Raw genomic sequence first — 20,420 nt, 5'->3', positions numbered from 1 at the left:
AACCATTGCCTGCTAGGCCGGGCATGTGGGTATCGAGCAAGGGCAATCCGAAACCGACCGACAGGGACGGGGCTCGCTAAGGGCGATGATGGGGCTCGCACGCCTCGTCGATGAAGCCGATATGCGCGTCCTGACTGCCCAGTTGCAGTCGGCAGATAGCGTCGCGCTGCTGCGTCTGGCGATGAACGTGTTCGGCCTGCTGTTCCTCTGGCGCGTGTTTGGCAGCCATGTTTCGGCGACCGTCATGATCGGCTGGAGCGTCGCGCTGATCGGTGCCGTTGCTATCAGTGCCCTGTTGATCCATCGCCGGAAGATCGGTGCCGGCGGCGTGCCGCAGGCGCGCGACCTGCGCCGCCATGCCCTGACCGGCCTGCTGCACGGCCTGGTCTGGGCGGCCTGCATGACGCTTTTTTCGAGGGGAGAGGGGGCTGAGCATCTCGTGGCGCTCTGGACCCTCATCAGCTGCATCATGGTGTGCGGCGCAATCAGCTATGCGGCGACGCCGCTGGCCGCGATCGCTTTCCTGGTGCCCTGCATCGTCGGCCTGTCGGCGATGTTCGACGGCGAAACCCTGTTACCGCTGCGGGCGCTCGCCACCAGCTATGCACTGTCGCTGCTGGTCGGTTGCCTCATCTATGCCCGCACCTTCGCGCGCCAGCACAGCACCACGGTCCAGCTGGCCGAGCAGACCGAAGTCGTCAGCCTGTTGCTGCGCGAATATGAGCAGGGCGCATCCGACTGGCTGTGGCAGACCGATGCGCTGCGCCGGATCAGCGGCGTATCCCAGCGTTTCGCCGAAAGCGTCGGCATGACGCCGCAGGCGCTGGAAGGGGCGCCGCTGGTCCAGGTTCTGGCCGGCGCCGGATGGGAAAGCGGCCGCTTCGCCTCCAGCCTGCATAGCCTGGCGGATCATCTCAAGCGGCGGGAAAGCTTCAGCAATCTGGCGTTGCCCGTCGATGTGCAGGGGCGCACGCGCTGGCTCGAACTGTCGGCCTCGCCCCGCTATGATGACAATGGCAATTTCCAGGGCTTTCGCGGTGTCGGGTCGGACATCACCATCCAGCGGGAATCGGCCGACAAGATCGCCCAGTTGGCGCGGTTCGACACGCTTACCGGCCTGCCCAACCGCGCCCATCTGCGCGATGCGCTGGATCAGGCGATGGCAGACACCGGCAATCGCCGGCCCGGCTGCGCGTTCCTGATGCTCGATCTCGACCGGTTCAAGGCGATCAATGACAGCCTGGGCCATCAGGTCGGCGACCAGCTGCTCAGCCAGGTGGCGCAGCGTCTGCGCCATGTCTGTGGCGGTGCCGGATTTTGCGGTCGCATCGGTGGCGACGAATTTGGCGTGGTGATTGCGCGGATCGACGACGACCGGGCGGTGGCGCGCCTGTCGATCGCGATCATCGACGCCCTGTCGGCCCCCTATCAGATCGATCAGCATGTGCTGCATGTCGGGGCGTCGGTCGGCTCGGCCGTCTCGCCTATCGATGGGCATCAGTCCGAATCGATCATCCGCAGCGCTGATCTGGCGCTTTATCGCGCCAAGGACGAAGGCGGCGGTGTCCATTGCCCCTATGAGCCGCAGTTGCATGCCAAGGCGGAGGAACGGCAGCGGCTGGAGCAGGCGCTGCGCGAGGCGCTGGAGAAGGATCAGCTCCATCTTCTCTATCAGCCGGTCGTGGATGCGACGTCCGGCGTGATCACCGGGTTCGAGGCGCTGGCGCGCTGGACCCATCCCGAACTGGGGCCGATCCCGCCGTCGAAATTCGTGCCGGTGGCCGAGGAGGCACGGCTGATCGGACCGATCGGCGAATGGGTGCTGCGCACCGCCTGCCGCGAAGCGATGCGATGGCCCGCGCATATAAGGGTTGCCGTCAACGTATCGGCGGAACAGTTGCACCAGTCCAACTTCATCTCCGCAGTGATCAATGCGCTGGCGCAGAGCGGGCTCGATGCGCGGCGACTGGAGCTGGAGGTCACCGAAAGCGTGTTCATGCATGAGGATGACGGCGCGCTGCGCGTGCTGGATCAGTTGCAGGCGATGGGCATACAATTGTCGCTCGACGATTTCGGCACCGGCTATTCCTCGCTTGGCTATCTCAGCCGCACCCGTTTCAACACGATCAAGATCGATCGCAGCTTCGTCGTCGGCGCGGCGCATAACACGCCGGAGAATCTGGCGATCATCCGGGCGGTGGTGACGCTGGCGGAAAGCCTGGGCATGTCGACCACGGCGGAAGGGGTGGAAACCGCGACCGAGCTGGACATGGTGCGCCGGCTGGGCTGCAAGAAGGTGCAGGGCTATTATTATGGCCGGCCGATGCTGCCGCAGGATGCGGCGCGCCTGTTCCCCGATCCGCCGGCGCAGGCCTGCGCCGTTGGCTGAGGCAGGGCCTCAGCCCTGCTGAACCTGCCGCTCGACCATCGTCCATAGCGCGCCGAAGGCCTGAGCCGGGGGCGAGGCGGGGGCGAAGGCGCCCAGTGGCTTGCGACGGACCGTCATTTGCTCGATCGTGCTGGCCATCGGGATCGCGCCCCAGCCAGGCTGTTCGTCCAGTGCCTTGCGATGCAGGCTGCGGCGGCGGTCGACCATCGAATAGACCGGCAGGATCGGCGCATGATTGCCGCCGCGCTGGACCAGATAGCGTGCCACCTCGCCCATCGCGCGCTGCGACAGGGGGGAGGGGATGACCGGGATGACGATCAGGTCGGCGGCGCGCAGCACCTGCTCGCTGGTTTCGGTGAGGCCCGGCGGGCAATCGAGGATGATGCGGTCATAATCCTTGCCCAGGCTGTCGATCAGCTTGGCCAGCCGCTTCTTCTTGTCCATCTCGCGGAACAGATGGTCGAGGCTGCGCAGCGAGGTGTCGGCGGCGATCAGGTCCAGGCCCGGCACGGTGGTGGGCTGGATCAGCTTGCGGACCTCGACATCCTTGCTGAAGATGGCCTGGGCCGCATCGCGGCTTTCAAGATCGGTGGAGAGGAGCCAGCTCGACGCCGCCTGCGGGTCGAGATCCCAGAGCAGGGTGCGCCGCTTCGATATGCTCGCCGACGCCCAGGCGAGGTTGACCGAAAAGGTGGTTTTGCCAACGCCCCCCTTGAGGCTGTAGACGGCGATGGTCGCCAATGCCGGTTCCTTTGCCATGGGAGAGGAAGCTACGGCTTCCCCCCGTCAAAGCAAGGGCTCAAATCAGCCGCTTGTTACATGGGCGTGACAAGCGGCTGATATTCAAAGGATTTCCAGAACCTTGTCCTGGGGGCGGCAGAAGCGCACGCCCTTTTCGGTTTCGACGAAGGGGCGGTTCACATAGGCCGGATTGGCCGCCATCTCGTCCAGGATCGCATCCGCCGTCATGTCCGACAGGCCGCGTTCCTCGGCATCGGTGCCCATCTTGCGGACCGCTTCGGCCGGGGTCATCCCGGCGTCGGCGAACAGCTGGGCCAGCTTGTCGCGGGTGAAGGGGGTCTTGAGATATTCGACCACCTCCACCTCGACGCCTGGCGTTTCCTCAAGGATCGCCAGTGTCTTGCGCGACGTGCCGCATTTGGGATTGTGCCAGATGGTGGCCTTCACTGGCCATCCTCACGGGCAAGCCACTCTTCGAGCCACTTGATCGTATAGTCGCCGTTGAGGAATTCGGGATCCTTCAGCAGCGCCTGGTGCAGCGGGATGGTGGTCTTCATCCCTTCGATCACATATTCCTCCAGCGCGCGGCGCAGACGCATGATCGCGCCTTCGCGGGTGCGGCCATAGACGATCAGCTTGCCGATCATGGAGTCGTAGTAAGGCGGCACCTTATAGCCCTGATACAGGCCGCTATCGACGCGGACGTGCATGCCGCCCGGAACATGATAGCTGGTGACGGTGCCCGGCGAGGGCGCGAAGGTCTTGGGATCTTCCGCGTTGATGCGGCATTCGATCGCATGGCCGGTGAAGCGGATATCTTCCTGGTTCACCGACAGCGGCTTGCCTTCGGCAACGCGGATCTGTTCGCGCACCAGGTCGAGGCCGGTGATCATCTCGGTCACGGGATGTTCCACCTGCAGGCGGGTATTCATCTCGATGAAGTAGAATTCACCATTTTCCCACAGGAACTCGATGGTGCCCGCGCCGCGATAGCCCATGTCGGCCATCGCCTTGGCACAGATGCCGCCGATCCGTTCGCGCTCGGCCTGGCTCAGGACGGGCGAGGGCGCTTCTTCCAGCACCTTCTGGTGACGGCGCTGCAGCGAGCAGTCGCGTTCGCCAAGATGGATGGCGTTGCCATTGCCGTCACCGAACACCTGGATTTCGATGTGGCGCGGATTGCCGAGATATTTCTCGATATAGACGGTGGCGTCGCCGAACGCGGCCTTCGCTTCCGAACCGGCCTGCTGCATCAGCGTTTCGAGCTGGTCGGGCGAGGTGCAGACCTTCATGCCGCGACCGCCGCCGCCGGACGCGGCCTTGATGATCACCGGATAGCCGGCAGCATCGGCAATCGCGCGCGCTTCCTCGACATCGCTGACCGCGCCGTCCGAACCGGGCACCAGCGGCAGGCCGAGCGCGCCAGCGGTGCGCTTCGCCTCGATCTTGTCGCCCATGGTGCGGATATGTTCGGGCTTGGGACCGACAAAGGCGAGACCATGGGCCTCGACGATCTCGGCGAACTTGGCGTTTTCGCTGAGGAAGCCATAGCCCGGATGGATCGCGTCGGCGCCGCTGATCTCGGCTGCAGAGATGATCGCGGCGATGTTGAGATAGCTGTCCTTGGCGGCGGGCGGCCCGATGCAGATCGCCTCGTCGGCGAGGCGCACATGCATGGCATCGGCGTCGGCGGTCGAATGGACCGCCACCGTCTTGATGCCCATTTCATGGCAGGCGCGGTGGATGCGCAGCGCGATTTCGCCCCGGTTGGCGATCAGCAGTTTTTCGATGGCCATGGGATCGCGGCCTTATTCGATGACGATCAGCGGCTGGTCATATTCGACCGGCTGGCCGTTATCGACCAGCACGGCCTTGACGGTGCCGGCGACGGGCGCGGTAATCGCGTTCATCACCTTCATGGCCTCGACGATCAGCACGGTTTCACCGGCCTTCACCTGCGCACCGACGCGCGCGAAGGGGGCTGCGCCCGGCTCTGCCGAAAGATAGGCGGTGCCGACGATCGGCGACTTCACCACATTGCCGGCCGGCAGGGCGGGCTCGGCCGCCGCGGCGGGGGCAGCGGCCGGTGCCGCAGCCGGGGCAGCGACGGGTGCCGCTACGGCACCGGGCGCTGCAAAGATGGGGGCGCCGCCACCGATCTTGCGCGCCACGCGAATCTTGCGATCGCCGTCCTCGACCTCGATCTCGGTCAGGTTGGTGTCGTCCAGCAAAGCTGCCAGTTCGCGCACCAGGGTGACGTCCACCTGCATCGCGCCCTTGTCATGCTTGTCGTTCATGCTTGACCCTTGTCGTCTTTCAAAATGCGTTCTGGCGGCCAGCGCCTATGCTCATTTGCGCCAAAGCGCAACTTTTGTGCGTCCTACAGTTCCAGAGCTGCTTCGAGCGCCAGCATGTAGGACATGGCGCCAAAGCCCGCGATCGTGCCCTTGGCGGCCATGCCGACATAGGATTTGTGGCGGAAGGCCTCGCGCGTGTGCGGGTTGGACAGGTGGATCTCGATCACCGGCACGGTGATGCTCTTGATCGCATCATGCAGCGCGATCGACGTGTGGGTATAGGCGCCGGGATTCATGATGATGGCATGGGCGCCCTCGCGATGTGCCTCCTGCACCCAGTCGACCAGATGGCCTTCATGATTGGACTGGCGGAAGTCGATTTCGACATGGGCGCGGTGGGCGGCATCCTCCATCCGCTCGGCAATGTCGTCCAGCGTGTCATAGCCATAGATTTCCGGTTCGCGGGTGCCGAGCATGTTGAGGTTCGGGCCGTTGAGAACATAGATTTTGCGTGTGTCCGCCATGGCGATCCCCCAGTCGGTCGAGACTTGTCTGTTGCGGGCGCGGCGTCGCCGCCCCTATATGCGCGCTGACCTTTAGCCCTTCGTGTCGCGCCAAGTCGAGACACGTTTCCAGCCACGAACGGGATAATGTAGTGAGCATCGACGGCACCATCTCCATCCATATCAATGGCGAGCATCGCCGCATCCGCGACGGCCTGACCCTGGCCGAGCTGGCGAGCGAGTTGGGTTTCGCGCCGGAGAAGGTGGCGGTGGAGCGCAATCTGGAAGTGGTGCCGCGTTCGACCCTGGCCGATGTGAAGGTCGAGGACGGCGACGAGCTGGAGATCGTCCATTTTGTTGGTGGTGGCGACCATCCGGTCGCGGGGGGCGGCGGCGATGTGACCGCCGTTGACGATGACAGCTGGACGGTGGCGGGCAAGACCTTCCGCTCGCGCCTGATCGTGGGCACCGGCAAATACAAGAATTTCGAGCAGAATGCCGCCGCCCTGGTCGCGTCGGGCGCGGAGATCGTCACCGTGGCGGTGCGCCGCGTCAACGTCTCCGATCCCAACGCGCCGATGCTGACCGACTATATCGACCCGAAGAAGGTCACCTATCTGCCCAATACCGCTGGCTGCTTCACCGGCGAGGAGGCGATCCGCACCCTGCGCCTGGCGCGCGAGGCGGGCGGCTGGGAGTTGGTGAAGCTGGAAGTGCTGGGCGAGGCGCGGACCCTCTATCCCGACATGGTCGAAACGCTGCGCGCGACCGAGGTGCTGGCCAAGGAAGGCTTCAAGCCGATGGTCTATTGCGTCGATGATCCGATCGCGGCCAAGCGGCTGGAGGATGCCGGCGCGGTCGCGATCATGCCGCTGGGCGCGCCGATCGGGTCGGGCCTGGGCATCCAGAACAAGGTGACGATCCGCCTGATCGTGGAAGGCACCAAGCTGCCGGTGCTGGTCGATGCGGGCGTGGGCACCGCGTCGGAAGCGGCGCAGGCGATGGAGCTGGGCTGCACCGGGGTGCTGATGAACACCGCCATTGCTGAGGCGAAGGACCCGGTGCTGATGGCGGCGGCGATGAAGGCGGGCGTCGAGGCCGGCCGCATGGCCTATCGCGCCGGCCGCATGGGCAAGCGCATGTATGCCGACCCGTCGAGCCCGCTTGCCGGCCTGATCTGATTCCAGGGCGTCGCGGCCGGAGATTCGACGCGACAGTCGAAGTTCACAGTGTCGTGGGGGTTATTCCGGGCCAATGCGCCGGGAATGCGCCCGCGACGCGACAGCGAAGCGACAGTCGCGCGACAATCGGGTCACGATCGCGCGCGTTCGACGCGACACGGAGGCGACACTGGGGCGACAGGGAAGCGACGCCTAGACGGCACATGACCGGTTGCTTGGGGGCGGATGTTCCATCCCTCAGAATAAATCAGAAGAAACGCGTGTAGGACAGCGCGGTTGAGGGGCGGAATCTGTCGCTAACAGCATCGTCACCCTGAACTTGTTTCAGGGTCCATTTGTCCCAGCAGGCCAATGGACTATTGGGCTGGATGGATGCTGAAACAAGTTCAGCATGACGTTGTGAGGGAGGGGCGGAAGCCCATTATTTAACCGATCAGGTTGACCGCGACCCCATCCCTCGTTCTTCATTCCTCACCCCGCAACTCCAGCCGGCTGGCCCGGTCGAAGATGGTGAGCACCAGCGGGTCGGCTTCGGCGGCGCGGACGGCGACGTGGAAATCGACCGGGGGCATGAGCGGGGCGCCGGGCACCGGGACCAGTCGGCCTTCGGCCAGTTGCTGGCGGGCCATCGGCCGAGGGAAGATGCCGATGCCGCCGCCTTCCAGCACGATGTCGATCATGGTGCGGACATTGTTGCACAGGTTGAGCGGACAGTCGGCCAGGTCTGACGCGGCAATCGCGTCCTTCATGATGCGGTAGAGTGGCGAGAGGTTGGTGAGCGACCAGATTGGCGGGCGGACGTCTGCCATCGTCGCGACGGTTGCGGGGCTGGCGAGCCAGAGCAGGTCGACGCTGCCGATCGGCGCGGTGCGCAGCATCGGATGGGCGATGCGGCCGGCGGCGAAGGCGAGGTCGGCATGGCCCGAGGCGAGCTGCTGGATGAGGTCGGCGGTGAGCGCGATGTCGACCTCCAGGCTGACATGGGGCAGGTCGCGGCCAAGCTGGGCGACGAAGCCGGGCAGGCAGCTGGCGGCGGCAATCTCGCCTGCGCCGATGCGGATGATGCCGGTCGCGCCGGATATGTCGCTGCACCCCATCAGCACGCCCTGGAAACGCGCCCAGAGCGGTTCGCTCTCGCGCACCAGTTCGCGCCCGGCGGGGGTAAGTGCCATCGTCCGCCCCTCGCGCCGGAAGAGCGCGGTGCCCAGATGGCTTTCCAGTTCGCGCACCCGCGCGGAAATGGCCGGCTGGGTGGTGTTGAGGCGCGCCGCCGCCGCCGCGAATGTGCCCAGCCGCGCGATCCAGAGCAGGGTTTCAAGATGGTAGAAGGCGATGCGATTGATAGACATTGTTTGGGCTTAACTGAAAAAAACAAATCATTGGTATTGATCGGTTTGCCTGCCTAGTCTGCGCCGAAATTGTATGAAGGATGGATGCCGATGGCCAAGAAGCTCTACCCCGATGCCGCCGCTGCGCTGGAGGGGCTGCTGTTCGACGGCATGCATCTGTGCGCGGGCGGATTTGGCCTGTGCGGCATTCCCGAGCGGCTGATCGATGCGATCCGCGATTCGGGGGTCAAGGACCTGACCATCGCCAGCAACAATGCGGGCATCGACGGCGAGGGGTTGGGCAAGCTGCTGCGCACGCGCCAGGTCAAGAAGATGATCTCCTCCTATGTCGGCGAGAATAAGGAGTTCGAGCGGCAATATCTGGCCGGCGAGCTGGAGGTGGAATTCTGCCCCCAGGGGACGCTGGCCGAGCGCTGCCGCGCGGGCGGGGCGGGCATTCCCGGCTTCTATACCAAGACCGGCGTCGGCACCGCGGTGGCCGAGGGCAAGGAAGTGAAGAGTTTCGACGGCCAGGACTATATATTGGAGCGCGGCATCTTTGCCGATGTCGCGATCATCAAGGGCTGGAAGGCCGACGAGAGCGGCAACCTGATCTTCCGCAAGACCGCGCGCAATTTCAACGCGCCGATGGCGACGGCGGCGAAGATCTGTATCGCCGAGGTGGAGGAAGTGGTGCCCGTGGGCAGCCTCGACCCCGATGCGATCCATCTGCCGGGCATCTACGTCAAGCGGATGATCGTCGGCGCGCCCTATGACAAGAAGATCGAGTTCCGCACCGTGCGCCAGAGGGACGCGGCCTGATGGCGACGATGATGCGGCTTGCGCCGGCGCTGTTGCTGGCGCCGCTGGCGGCCTGTGCGACCACCTCCGCGACGACAAGTGCGACGGGTCCGGCGCCGGTGACGCCGACCGGGCCGGCGGTGCCGCCGACGGGCATGCAATATCTTTATGGATCGGGCGAGGCGGCGGCGCTGTCGCGCCAAGCCTGGACCGCGCTGGTGGCACATACTGCCGCCGTCGTGAAGGCGCGGCCGGCCGATTCTGTCGTGCTGGCCGACGGCGCGAGCCTGGATGCGCCCAAATATGTGCCGTGTGGCAACCGGCCGTTCGCCGCCGTGTTCGACGTCGACGAGACGGTAATGCTGAACACCGGCTTCGAATATCATGATGCGAAGACCGGGAAGGGCTATGATGCCGCCGACTGGGACGCGTGGGAAAAGACCGGCGAAGGCGCGGTCGGCCCGGTGCCGGGTGCGGACAGCGGCCTCAACGCGCTGCGGGCGATGGGCGTGACCGTGATCTTCAACACCAACCGCTCGGCCGCCAATGCCGACGCGACCGCGCGCGCGATCAAGGCGGCGGGGCTGGGCGAGGCGGTGCATGGCCAGACGCTGTATCTGGCCGGCGACGATGCGATGGGATCGCGCAAGGATGGCCGGCGCTGGACGATTTCGCGCAGCTATTGCGTGATTGCACTGGGCGGCGATCAGCTTGGCGATTTCACCGACCTGTTCAATGTCGGGCAGAACGTGCCGGCACGCCGCGCCGCGACGCAAGGCCCGGCAATCGCGAAACTCTGGGGCGCGGGTTGGTTCGTCCTGCCCAACCCGGTTTATGGCAGCGGCCTCAAGGGCGGCTTCGACGATGTTTTTCCTGCCGACAAGAGGTGGGCGCCGCCCGCCCAAGGGGAGAAGTGATAATGGCCTGGACCCGTGACGAGATGGCCGCGCGTGCGGCGAAGGAGCTGGAGGACGGCTTCTATGTGAATCTGGGCATCGGCATCCCGACGCTGGTGGCGAACCATATTCCCGATGGCGTCGAGGTGACGCTGCAGTCTGAAAATGGCATGCTGGGCATCGGTCCCTTCCCCTATGAGGGCGAGGAGGATGCGGACCTGATCAACGCGGGCAAGCAGACGATCAGCGAGCTGCCGCAATCGGCCTATTTCAGCTCGTCCGACAGTTTCGCCATGATCCGCGGCGGGCATATCGACCTCACCGTCCTTGGCGCGATGGAAGTGGCCGAGAATGGCGACATCGCCAACTGGATGATCCCCGGCAAGATGATCAAGGGCATGGGCGGCGCGATGGACCTGGTCGCGGGCGTCAAGAAGATCATCGTGGTGATGGAGCATACGTCCAAGAATGGCGATCCCAAGTTCATTCCGGCCTGTACCCTGCCGCTGACGGGCAAGAATGTGGTCGACATGATCGTCACGGACCTGTGCGTGTTCCAGCGTCCCGACCATGACAGCCCGTTCAAGCTGGTTGAACTGGCACCGGGCGTGACCGCCGAGGAAGTCGCTGCTAAGACGACCGCCCATTATCTCAGCTAAGGGCGTTTCATGAGCCTCGACGGCACCTATGACGAAGCCAATATCTTTGCCCTGATCCTGCAGGGCAAGATCCCGTCGACCAAGCTGTACGAGGACGAGAACACCTTCGCCTTCCTCGACATCATGCCGCAGACGCGGGGCCATGCGCTGGTCATTTCCAAATGGTCCAAGGCGCGCAACCTGCTGGAGATGGAGGATGAGGCGCTGGGTGAGGTGATGGCGACCACCAAGAAGGTCGCCACCGCCATCCGCAAGGCGCTGGACCCCGACGGTATCCAGATCGCCCAGTATAACGGCGCGCCGGCGGGCCAGACGATCTTCCACCTGCACGTCCATATCCTGCCGCGCTGGGAAGGCGACCCCAAGGGCTTCGCCGCCCATGGCGCGGGCGCGCAGGCGGACAAGGATGCGCTGGCGGCGCTGGCCGAAGAGATTCGCGCGCAGTTCTGACGTGGCACTCAAACCCTTCAAGGCGCCGGGCGCGCGGCTGGCGCTGCGGTCCAAGCCGGCCAACAGCTATCTGACCGGGGACCGGGGCAGGGCCGAGGTGATCCTCGACATCTCGCGTCTGCTCTCGCGTGCTTTCCACCCGACGCCGACCGGTATCGACCGGGTCGAATATGTCTATGCCCGCGAATTGCTGGAGCGGATGCCGGACCGGCTGGCCTTCGCCGCTGTCCATCCCGCTGGCGGCTATTATGGCCGCCTGAACCATGCCGCGGTGCGCCAGTTCCTGGCCTTCACCGCCGCGAAATGGCGCAATGTGGATTCGCCCGACGAGCGCAAGGAGGGGGCGGCGGTGATCCGCCACATGTTCGCCACGCGCCCGCGCCCGGTGCCCAGGGCCAGGGGACCGCGCATCTATCTGCAGGCATCGCCCCATCATCTGGACGATGCGGCGCAGGTGGGCGCGATTTTGCGCGCGGAGGGCGCGAAGTTCGTCACGCTGGTGCATGACGTCATTCCGCTCAGCCACCCCGAATTTGCCCGGCCGCAGGGCGCCGACGAGCATCGTCGCCGGCTGCGCAGCATCGATCTTTATGCAACCGGCATCATTGGCAACAGCCAGGCGACCCTGGACGCGCTGGAACCGCATCTGTCGAACGGTCTGACGGATCGCAGGACATGCGTCGCCCATTTCGGCGCCGATCCGCCCGACGTCTTTGGCGGGTCGGGCACGGCGATCCCGCAGCGGCCCTATTTCGTCTATCTGTCGACCATCGAGCCGCGGAAGAATCATCTGTTGCTGCTCAATATCTGGCGGCGGATGGTGGACGAACTGGGCGATGCGGCGCCGATGCTGGTGCTGATTGGCCGGCGCGGCTGGGAAAATGAGAATGTCATCGACATGCTGGAGCGGGGCGAAGCGCTGCGCGGCCATGTGGTCGAGGCGGGCGAGCTGCCCGACAACCAGATGCAGGATCTGGTCGCGGGCGCGCGGGCGATGCTGATGCCGTCCTTCGCCGAAGGCTTCGGCATGCCGGTGGTCGAGGCGCTATGTGCCGGCGTCCCGGTGATCTGCAGCGACATTTCGGCGCATCGCGAAGTCGGCGGGGACGCGCCCGATTATATCGATCCACTCGATGGCATGGGCTGGATGCGGATGATCCATGCCTATGCCGCAGCGGATTCGCCGCAGCGGGCAGCGCAACTGGCGCGGATCGGCGGATGGCATGCGCCGACCTGGCGTGACTATTTCGACATAGTGGCACAGCTATTGGAAGATGTGACAGCGACTGTTCCTTGACCTGGAATTTTCAGGCGATCATGGAATGGGTTGAATGCAATTCCTCTCCTTGGCGCTGGCCGGCTTGGAGGGCGTCGTCGGGGGTATATGGACATGGCGGAAATGGCCGACGCGGGAGTCGGAGCCTGCCGTCGTGCAGACCGTGCCCCGTTCCTGCGGTCGCCGCCTTTTCCCGGCATCGATCCGGCTGTTGCAGCCATCAGCCATGCGGAACAGGGCAGCGTCTTAGCGCCCATATCCGACGCGTTGCTGGATGCGTTGCGGCTAGCACGGGTGGGTGGCGATTTCTGGGGGCATCGGCCGAAAGGGCTGCTGCTGGTCGCGCGCGAAGGCGTGTGGATCGACCCGTCCGCCTGCATCGGTCTCGTCGCCGGGCAAATTGGCATTATGCCCGCTGATGTCAGCGCGAAGCGTGGGGCAGCGCCAGCAATCGGGCATTGGCTGCCTGCGGTCTGCGATCCCTGGGCATTGCTGGCCGACGCGCGCACCGTCCATGCCGAGGTGGACGATGACCTGGCCATCGTTGCCGGCTTGTTGGGCATTGCGGTCTTCGGGCCGGATGGTGCGGCGTTCTCTGCAGAGCAATTGAAGGAAGCTGCCCGTTATCGGCTGGCCAGCGCCCGCTATCGCGATTGTTTCAGTGGCGAGATGGTCGAAGCCGCCCATGCAATTGCGCAACTGGCCGATTGGCGACGGCATGTGGACGGCAACAGAGGGATTGCGGCGGCAAGCGGCATGGCATTCTGGAAGCGGGAAGCGATGCGTCATTTCCTGTGGGATGGAGTCCGCACACCGCTCTTCCTGCCACCCGCGCGCGGCTTGGCGCGGGCACGGCGGGAAGCGGGCGCGCTGGCGATCTGGCCATCGCGCGTGCCCGTGACCATTACAGCGGATGCGGCGGCCGTTGGCGTTACCCTGGCTCGGGTAGAGGATGGGTTTCTGCGCTCACGGGGGCTGGGCGCGGCGCTGCATCCGCCCGGATCGGTGGTGATCGATCGATGCGGCATCTATTATAATGCGCGCGCCGCAAGCGATCTGGAAGGCTTGCTCGCCACCCATGAATTTTCGCCGGACCTGGTCGAACGCGCGCGGCTCCTACGCGCGCGGGTCTGTGATGCCGGTGTTACCAAATATGGCGCCGAGGCGGGGCAGATGATCGACCTGCCGCCGGGCCGGCGCACGGTGCTGGCGGTGGGGCAGGTCGATGACGACATGTCGGTGCAACTGGGCGGAGCCGGGGTCGATGGCAATCTCGACTTTCTGGCGCGGGTGCGCCGCGCCGAACCGGACGCCTGGATCATCTATCGTCCCCATCCCGATGTGCAGGCCGGACATCGCAAGGGGCATTTGAGCGACGCCGTCGTGCTGGAACATGCGGACGCGATCGACACGGGCGCACCCTTGATGGAACTGGTGCAGGCAGTGGACGAGGTGCATGTCCTGTCGTCGCTGACAGGCTTTGAGGCGTTGATGCGCGGCTGTTCCGTGACGGTCCATGGCATGCCCTTCTACGCTGGCTGGGGGCTGACACGCGATCTGGCCAAATCCTCTCCACGAAGAGGGCGTCAACTCGACGTGGATCGACTTGTCGCGGCCGCACTCATTCTCTATCCTCGCTACATCGATCCCGTGACGCGCTTGCCTTGTGGTCCCGAACTGATGGTGGACCGCCTAGCGAGTGGATCGACGCCGCTGATGACATGGCTCATCCGGCTGCGTGCGCTACAGGGGAAGCTACGAAGATTTATGACATTGTCCGCTGAGTTCCTTCATGGCTGAACCAACGTCGAAAATATTCTTGTTCCTGCAGGGGCCGCATGGTCCCTATTTCTCGATGCTTGCGGATGCGTTGCGCAAGCGGGGGCATTCTGCTCTGCGGATCAATATCAATGGTGGCGACAAGGTCGATTGGCCAGGAGATGCCACTGATTACCGTGGAACATTTCGTAACTGGCCGCTCTTTTTTGACGATTTTATCGTCAATCATGGCGTTACGGACCTGATTCTCTATGGTGATTGCCGTCCCTACCATACCTCGGCACATGGCATGGCACGACTGCGCAACTTGCATGTTCATGTCGTGGAGGAAGGGTATATTCGCCCCGATTTCCTGACCTTGCAGGACGATGGCGTGAACGGCAATTCGACTCTGCCGCTGGACCCACAATGGTATCTAGACCAGGTCCGGGGCTTGCCGGACTATATCGATAATCTGCCGCCCGTGCCCTCGACCTTCAATGCCCGTGCGCGCAACACGATGCGCAATGGTCTGGCCGCTGCATTCATGCGGCCCTATTTCCCATTCTACCGAACCCACCGGCCGCATAGTTTCCTGATGGAATCGGTCGCCTGGTGTCGCAAGCTGGTCATGCGTCGCGGTGACGGGCGCCGGTCTTTCAAGGCGTGGGATACGGTCAAGGATAAGCCCTATTTCGCGCTCCCGTTGCAACTCAACTCCGACTATCAGATTCGCGTTCATTCGCCCTTCGGCAACATGCGCGCTGCGCTGCGTTTCGCTATCAAGAGCTTTGCTCAGCATGCGCCTGATCATGTCTCTCTTGTGGTGAAACGCCATCCGCTGGACCCCGGTCTTGTCGCCTGGGACCGACTGACTCGCCGGCTGGCCGCGCATTATGGCGTAAAGGACCGTGTCGTCTATCTGGCCGATTGGGACATTGCCGAAGTGGTGGGCAAGTCGTTGGGCGTGGTGACGGTGAACAGCACTGTAGGCACGCTGGCGCTCAATGCCGGCAAGCCTGTCGTGGTTCTGGGGCACGCAGTCTACAAGGTGCCAGGAGTGGTGCATCAGTCGAGCCTTGATGATTTCTGGTCGGCGCCGCGCCAGCCGGACATGACGCTCTATTCAGCGTTTCGGCGAGTTCTGGTCGATCGCTGCCTCATTCGCGGAGGGCTTCTGAGCGAGGAAGGGCTGCAGATGCTCGTCAGCAACGCGGTTGATCGGCTGTTGCGGGCGCCTGCGCAGATTATCCGGCCAGACCGAGGTCGGGCACCACGATGGACAATGCAAAAGGGCACGGCGTTACGTGGAGTACGCTAAAGGACAATTTTGGTGACCATCGCCATTGATCGGCGAATGCGCAATCTTGCCGAAGTGAATCGGTGACTACATGCTATTGTCATCGATCAGTGCTGAAGAATGGGCGATCATCGCGCTTTCGCTCCGGGTCAGTCTGACAGCGGTCTTCGCGATGCTGCCGATAGCTTTTGCCTTGGCATGGTTGCTCGCGCGCTATCGTTTTCCTGGCAAATTGATGCTTGATGCACTGGTGCATTTGCCGTTGGTGGTGCCACCGGTGGTCACCGGCTGGCTACTGCTGCTTCTGTTTGGTCGGCAGGGTGTTTTTGGTTATTGGCTGGAAAGCTGGTTTGGCATCAGTCTGTTGTTTCGCTGGACGGGCGCAACGCTCGCGGCAGCAATCATGGCGATGCCGCTGATGGTGCGCGCTATCCGGCTGTCGGTTGAGACAATCGATCGACGATTGGAGGCTGTCGCCCAGACGCTCGGAGCCGGCCGTGTCCGGGTCTTCTGCACTATCTCGTTGCCACTCGCGGCTCCGGGCATATTGGCTGGCATGATCCTGGGTTTTGCTCGATCGATCGGGGAATTTGGCGCCACCATTACCTTTGTGTCCGATATACCAGGGGAGACCCGAACACTGCCGATCGCCATCTATTCCGCACTGCAACTGCCGGACAGCGAAAATGCGGTATTGCGGCTGGCACTGATTTCGATTGCGCTGTCGCTCGGCGCGTTGATGGCATCCGAATGGCTCGCGAGACGCATGGGCAGGGGCGACCATGTCCTTTGACATCCATGTCCGTCGCCGACTGGGGGCCAATCATCTGGCCATAGACATTGCCAGTTCCAGTGCGATCGTCGGCCTATTTGGTCCATCTGGGGCAGGCAAGAGCAGCCTGCTCAACATGGTGGCCGGTCTATTACGTCCCGATGAAGGTCGTGTCGCGATTGCCGGGGGCACGTTGTTTGACAGCGCCGTCGGCGTAGACCTGCCCATCGCGCAGAGGCATTGCGGCTATATTTTTCAGGATCTGCGCCTCTTTCCGCACATGAGCGTGCGCCGGAACCTTATTTATGGCCGAAGGCATAGTGGGGGCAGCGCGCTTGATATGCCAGCTATCGTCGACATGTTAGGCATCGGCGATCTGCTTGAGCGCCGGCCACATTCTCTCTCCGGGGGGGAGGCGCAGCGTGTGGCGATTGGGCGTGCCTTGCTAGCCAATCCTCATTTTTTGTTGATGGATGAGCCATTGACGGGCTTGGACCAGGGCCTGAAGGACCAGATACTGGAGCTTATACGCAAGTTGCACGCGGCCACATCGATCCCGATTCTTTATGTCAGTCACGATCGTGCAGAATTGGAGGCGCTGGGAGCCGACCTTGTCTCGATCCGTCCGTTGAAAACCGGAGATGGGGCGGGGCTTTGAGATGATGGTGTGCGCGATCCGTAGAAAAACAATCGGCGATCAGGGCGCGCTGAAGCCGTAACGGCCAAGGATCGTCCGGCCCTGCGCCGACAGCAGGAAGCGACGGAAGCCTTCCGCGTCACGGTGGCGACTGGCGGTCAGCCGCGCCACCGGATAGCGGATCGACGGATGGCTGCCGGTCGGGAAAGTGCCGACTGTCTGCACCGATTTCGAGGCGCGGGCGTCGGTCGCATAGACGATGCCGAACGGGGTGGCGCCGCGCTCGACCAGGGCGAGGGCGGCGCGCACGCTGTCGCCGCGCGCGATCTTGTCCGCGACCGAGGGCCAGACATTGAGCGCGGTGAGCGCCGCCTTGCCATATTTGCCCGCCGGCACGGCGTCGGGATCGGCCATGGCGAGGCGGCTGCCGTTCAGCGCTGCGGCGAGCGGCATGTTGTGGCCAATGCGCAGCCGCACCGGCTTGCCGGCCGGGGCGACCAGCACCAGCCGGTTGCCGGCCATGTCAGCGCGGCTGCGGCGCGCGACGAAGCCGGCCTTCTGGATATCGTCCATCCAATCCTCGTCGGCAGAGGCGAACAGGTCGGCAGGGGCGCCGGCCTTGATCTGCCGGGCCAGCGCCGAGGAGGCGGCGAAGGACAGGACCGGGCGGGCATGGCCCTGCCGCGCCCAGGCATCGGCGGCGGCATTCATCGATTCCTGCAGGCTGGCGGCGGCAAGCACCAGTGGCCCGCGCCTGTCCTGCGCGGCGGCCCAGGATGGCGACAGCAAAAGCGACAGGAGCGCGAGCGCGCGCAGCAGGAGCGGAATCGGAGAGAAGAAGCGCATGACCGCCTTGTGCGCTCGGCGCCGCGGCCATGCAATTGTCGGCACATGCTTTTGTCGCCGCGCCCGATCCGCTAAGCAGACGCTGGTGACGCCGATCCTTCCCCCCTTCGTCCGTTCCGGCCGGACCCGCGCAGCCCTTTGACATGGCAGTGATACGCACGCTTTGCGGCCGGTGCGGCGTCGGCTGTGGCCTGCGCGCCATCACCGGCGAGGATCGCGACCTGATGGTCGAGGGGGACCGGATGCATCCGGCCAATGCCGGGCGGCTGTGCGGGCGCGGGCTGGAGATCGCGGAAGAGGTCGGGCTGGAAGGGCGATTGCTCCAGCCGATGATCGACGGTCGGCCGCAACGCTGGGAGAAGGCGATTGCGCAGGTCGCGCGGCGGCTGTCGGCGGTGATCGGCCAGCATGGCCCGGACAGCGTGGCGCTGCATGTCGGCGGCGGCCTGCTGACCGAGGATTATTATGTCGCCAACAAGCTGATGAAGGGTTTCATCGGTTCGGCCCATGTCGATGCGGGCTGGACGGCGAATGACGGCGCGGCACTGGCGCAGCGCGCGGCCTATGGCGAGGATGTGATGCCCGCCGCCTATGAGGATATCGAGCGGGCCGAGCTGATCCTGATGATCGGCGCGGATCTGGCGCAGGATCATCCGGTGCTGAATGCGCGGATTGCGGCGGTGCGGGCCGAGCAGGGCGTCGAACTGCTGTTGCTGGCGCCGCCGGGCGAGGGGACGAGCATCGAGGTCGACCTGCGCATCGACGTGCCGCGCGAGGGCATGGCGGCGTGGATCGCCGGGCTGCTGCGCCATTGCCATGACACAGGCGCGACCGATGGCGACTATCTGGCGAGCAGTGTCAGCGTGCCCGACGATTTCTGGGCGCAACTGCGGACCCGCCATGATCTGTGGTCGGTGGCGCGGGGGTGCGGCCTGTCGCCGGTGGAGCTGCGTGCGCTCTATGACCGGATCGCCGCCGTGCCGCGGATCGTGACGCTGTTTGGCGGCGCGGACGAGGGGCTGGCGCGGGCGGTGATCGATTTCCATCTGGCGACGGGACGGATCGGCAGGCCAGGGGCGGCGCCCTTTGCCATGACAGCCGCGGCCAATGGCATGGGTGGGCGCGAGGTCGGCTGCCATGCAGCGGGGCTTGCGGCGCATCGCGGCTTCACGACGGAAGCGATGGCCGCAATAGCCCGTTTCTGGTCGGCCGAGGCGATGGCGACCGGGCCGGGGCTGGACGGCGCGGAACTGGCCGACGCGGTGCGGGACGGGCGCATCCGCGCGCTGTGGAGCATAAGCGGCGACGGCATCGATCCGGCCTGGCTGCGCGCGGCGCTGGACGCGGTGCCGCTGGCGATCCGCTCCACCCCCTGGGCCGATCCGGAGCGGGACGGGCGCGGCATCGCGCTGCCATCGGCGAGCTGGGTGGAGAAGGACGGCACGCTGACCGGGGCGGACCGGCTGATCAGCCGCCAGCGCCGGCTGTTCCCGCTGCCCGGCGAAGCGAAGCCCGACTGGTGGATCGTCACCCAGGTCGCGCGCGCCATGGGCTGGCAGGCGGCCTTCCATTATGAATGGGCGGCGGAAATCTATCGCGAGCATGTGCGCCTGACCGCCTATGGCAATGACGGTGCGCGGCTGCTCAACCTGCGCCGCCATGCCCCGATTTCCAACCCCGCCTATGAGGAATTGACCCCCTGGCGCTGGGGCGAGTTGCCGTTCGACGAGGGGCACTTCCCGACGCCGGACGGCAAGGCCCGCCTGCTGCCCCTGTCCTAGGCGGTAGATCGCCGGGCGATGGGGCGCCGACGCGACAGTAGAAAGTTCACACCGTTGTGCGGCCTATGGTGGCGCGTCTTTTGGCGGATTTGCGTCAGCTCGGTCGGCGCGGGGTGATGGCCGCGCGATGATCAGGCGCCGGTGCCGCGCCTGCGACGCGACAGCGAGGCGACAGGGAAAGGACAGCGACGCGACAGTGTCGCGTGGGCGGCGGCAGTGGGGGCGGGAAAGGGCACGGCGTTCCATCGAAGCATGTGGAACAGAAAGGGCGCGAGTAGGAAAGCGATGGGGCTGCTACCGACCATCTTCGGACGCTAAGCAACTTCGCAATTCGGCTCAAAACCGGACGCTCGAAAGCATTGCTGTTCGTCACGGCCCTCCGCATAATGGGCTCATGAAAAACATCCAGATCATTGACGGTGCGCTCAATGCGACCTTCAGCCTGTTTCAAGCCACTGACGATGAATTTGGTGCGATCTTCGTCGGGAATAGTGACATGGCAATCATTGAGGACGTGTTTGCACGCCTTGGGGATGCCGAAGCGGGCCGCGTTATTTCGCCTTTGTGGGATCGCCCCATTCTGAAGAGCGAAGCGCAGGGCATACATGGAACGCTATTCTACGGCTATGATGACCGGCGAGAAATCTTCCCGCTATCAATGCGTGAGGTTGATTGGGATGAGCTTTCTATCAATCAGGCTCAGAGAGAACTGTTTCGCGCAAAGCGGTAAGGCTGCTTCCACCTGAAACTGCGAGCGAAGCCGCCAGTCCGCTACCCACCCAACATTGCCATCCCAGCGGTGGGC

20 protein-coding genes are annotated in these 20,420 nt (G+C 64.5%); 13 read left to right on the top strand and 7 right to left on the bottom strand.

Translation table 11 applies throughout. From position 1 onward, the window contains the following. The first annotated feature begins 85 nt into the window (after window positions 1-85). Window positions 86-2,389, top strand: coding sequence for a putative bifunctional diguanylate cyclase/phosphodiesterase (locus ACUCV3_RS18720; protein ID WP_037490941.1), 2,304 nt, complete (start codon window positions 86-88; stop codon window positions 2,387-2,389). Window positions 2,390-2,398: 9 nt separating this feature from the next. Here ACUCV3_RS18720 and ACUCV3_RS18715 read toward each other — a convergent pair whose 3' ends face one another. The 5 genes from ACUCV3_RS18715 to aroQ all read right to left on the bottom strand — a co-directional run bounded on the left by ACUCV3_RS18715 (window position 2,399) and on the right by aroQ (window position 5,951). After that, complete coding sequence (locus ACUCV3_RS18715) at window positions 2,399-3,148, bottom strand: ParA family protein (RefSeq protein WP_017500882.1); 750 nt, start codon at window positions 3,146-3,148, stop codon at window positions 2,399-2,401. A gap of 84 nt (window positions 3,149-3,232) precedes the next feature. Continuing rightward, complete coding sequence (locus ACUCV3_RS18710) at window positions 3,233-3,577, bottom strand: arsenate reductase family protein (protein ID WP_004210353.1); 345 nt, start codon at window positions 3,575-3,577, stop codon at window positions 3,233-3,235. Then, window positions 3,574-4,926, bottom strand: coding sequence for an acetyl-CoA carboxylase biotin carboxylase subunit (gene accC, locus ACUCV3_RS18705; protein WP_004210354.1), 1,353 nt, complete (start codon window positions 4,924-4,926; stop codon window positions 3,574-3,576). Before accC ends, ACUCV3_RS18710 begins: the two co-directional genes overlap by 4 nt. A gap of 12 nt (window positions 4,927-4,938) precedes the next feature. Continuing rightward, entirely contained in the window at window positions 4,939-5,427 is a 489-nt protein-coding gene (gene accB, locus ACUCV3_RS18700) for an acetyl-CoA carboxylase biotin carboxyl carrier protein (protein WP_010335658.1), read from the bottom strand. Window positions 5,428-5,510: 83 nt separating this feature from the next. Further along, a complete protein-coding gene (gene aroQ / locus ACUCV3_RS18695; RefSeq protein WP_004210356.1) occupies window positions 5,511-5,951 on the bottom strand; it encodes a type II 3-dehydroquinate dehydratase in 441 nt (146 codons plus the stop codon). Between the two features lie 131 nt (window positions 5,952-6,082). Between aroQ and thiS the strand changes: the two genes are divergently transcribed. Next, window positions 6,083-7,111, top strand: a complete 1,029-nt coding sequence (thiS, locus tag ACUCV3_RS18690) for a sulfur carrier protein ThiS (protein WP_279730543.1) — start codon at window positions 6,083-6,085, stop codon at window positions 7,109-7,111. Window positions 7,112-7,575: 464 nt separating this feature from the next. On the opposite strand, the gene ACUCV3_RS18685 is transcribed toward thiS, so the two are convergent. Further along, window positions 7,576-8,460 carry a LysR family transcriptional regulator gene (locus tag ACUCV3_RS18685; protein WP_279730541.1) on the bottom strand — a complete coding sequence of 295 codons (885 nt, stop codon included), beginning with the start codon at window positions 8,458-8,460 and terminating at the stop codon, window positions 7,576-7,578. A gap of 90 nt (window positions 8,461-8,550) precedes the next feature. Between ACUCV3_RS18685 and ACUCV3_RS18680 the strand changes: the two genes are divergently transcribed. From ACUCV3_RS18680 to ACUCV3_RS18640, 9 genes are all read left to right on the top strand, one after another. Further along, window positions 8,551-9,261 (top strand): CoA transferase subunit A, encoded by a 711-nt coding sequence (locus ACUCV3_RS18680; RefSeq protein ID WP_037506493.1) that lies wholly within the window; start codon window positions 8,551-8,553, stop codon window positions 9,259-9,261. Then, window positions 9,261-10,157 (top strand): HAD family acid phosphatase, encoded by an 897-nt coding sequence (locus tag ACUCV3_RS18675; RefSeq protein ID WP_279730539.1) that lies wholly within the window; start codon window positions 9,261-9,263, stop codon window positions 10,155-10,157. Before ACUCV3_RS18680 ends, ACUCV3_RS18675 begins: the two co-directional genes overlap by 1 nt. A 2-nt stretch (window positions 10,158-10,159) precedes the next feature. Further along, window positions 10,160-10,795 carry a CoA transferase subunit B gene (locus ACUCV3_RS18670; protein WP_279730537.1) on the top strand — a complete coding sequence of 212 codons (636 nt, stop codon included), beginning with the start codon at window positions 10,160-10,162 and terminating at the stop codon, window positions 10,793-10,795. Between the two features lie 9 nt (window positions 10,796-10,804). Further along, window positions 10,805-11,245 (top strand): HIT family protein, encoded by a 441-nt coding sequence (locus ACUCV3_RS18665; RefSeq protein ID WP_136186455.1) that lies wholly within the window; start codon window positions 10,805-10,807, stop codon window positions 11,243-11,245. Between the two features lies 1 nt (window position 11,246). Then, window positions 11,247-12,542: a glycosyltransferase family 4 protein gene (locus tag ACUCV3_RS18660; protein ID WP_482240967.1), complete on the top strand. Its 1,296-nt coding sequence runs from the start codon at window positions 11,247-11,249 to the stop codon at window positions 12,540-12,542. A 93-nt stretch (window positions 12,543-12,635) separates the two neighbouring features. Beyond that, window positions 12,636-14,321 carry a capsular polysaccharide export protein, LipB/KpsS family gene (locus ACUCV3_RS18655; RefSeq protein WP_100206919.1) on the top strand — a complete coding sequence of 562 codons (1,686 nt, stop codon included), beginning with the start codon at window positions 12,636-12,638 and terminating at the stop codon, window positions 14,319-14,321. Continuing rightward, window positions 14,314-15,600 (top strand): capsule polysaccharide biogenesis protein, encoded by a 1,287-nt coding sequence (locus tag ACUCV3_RS18650; RefSeq protein WP_017500257.1) that lies wholly within the window; start codon window positions 14,314-14,316, stop codon window positions 15,598-15,600. Before ACUCV3_RS18655 ends, ACUCV3_RS18650 begins: the two co-directional genes overlap by 8 nt. Window positions 15,601-15,670: 70 nt before the next feature. Then, a complete protein-coding gene (modB, locus tag ACUCV3_RS18645; RefSeq protein ID WP_010335669.1) occupies window positions 15,671-16,372 on the top strand; it encodes a molybdate ABC transporter permease subunit in 702 nt (233 codons plus the stop codon). Next, window positions 16,362-17,009, top strand: coding sequence for an ATP-binding cassette domain-containing protein (locus ACUCV3_RS18640; protein ID WP_029547404.1), 648 nt, complete (start codon window positions 16,362-16,364; stop codon window positions 17,007-17,009). Before modB ends, ACUCV3_RS18640 begins: the two co-directional genes overlap by 11 nt. A 39-nt stretch (window positions 17,010-17,048) precedes the next feature. Here the strand turns inward: ACUCV3_RS18640 and modA are convergent, their stop codons facing one another. Further along, window positions 17,049-17,834: a molybdate ABC transporter substrate-binding protein gene (gene modA, locus ACUCV3_RS18635; protein ID WP_010335671.1), complete on the bottom strand. Its 786-nt coding sequence runs from the start codon at window positions 17,832-17,834 to the stop codon at window positions 17,049-17,051. Between the two features lie 143 nt (window positions 17,835-17,977). Between modA and ACUCV3_RS18630 the strand changes: the two genes are divergently transcribed. Next, window positions 17,978-19,615 carry a molybdopterin oxidoreductase family protein gene (locus ACUCV3_RS18630; RefSeq protein ID WP_482240966.1) on the top strand — a complete coding sequence of 546 codons (1,638 nt, stop codon included), beginning with the start codon at window positions 17,978-17,980 and terminating at the stop codon, window positions 19,613-19,615. 394 nt (window positions 19,616-20,009) lie between these two features. Continuing rightward, on the top strand, window positions 20,010-20,345 hold the full coding sequence (locus ACUCV3_RS18625; RefSeq protein ID WP_482240965.1) for a hypothetical protein: 336 nt from the start codon (window positions 20,010-20,012) through the stop codon (window positions 20,343-20,345). Window positions 20,346-20,420 lie beyond the last annotated feature (75 nt).

It is taken from the genome of Sphingobium sp. VMM, from assembly GCF_056790315.1.
Note: the sequence above shows the minus strand (reverse complement) of the source record. Positions and strands in the feature narration are given on the sequence as shown.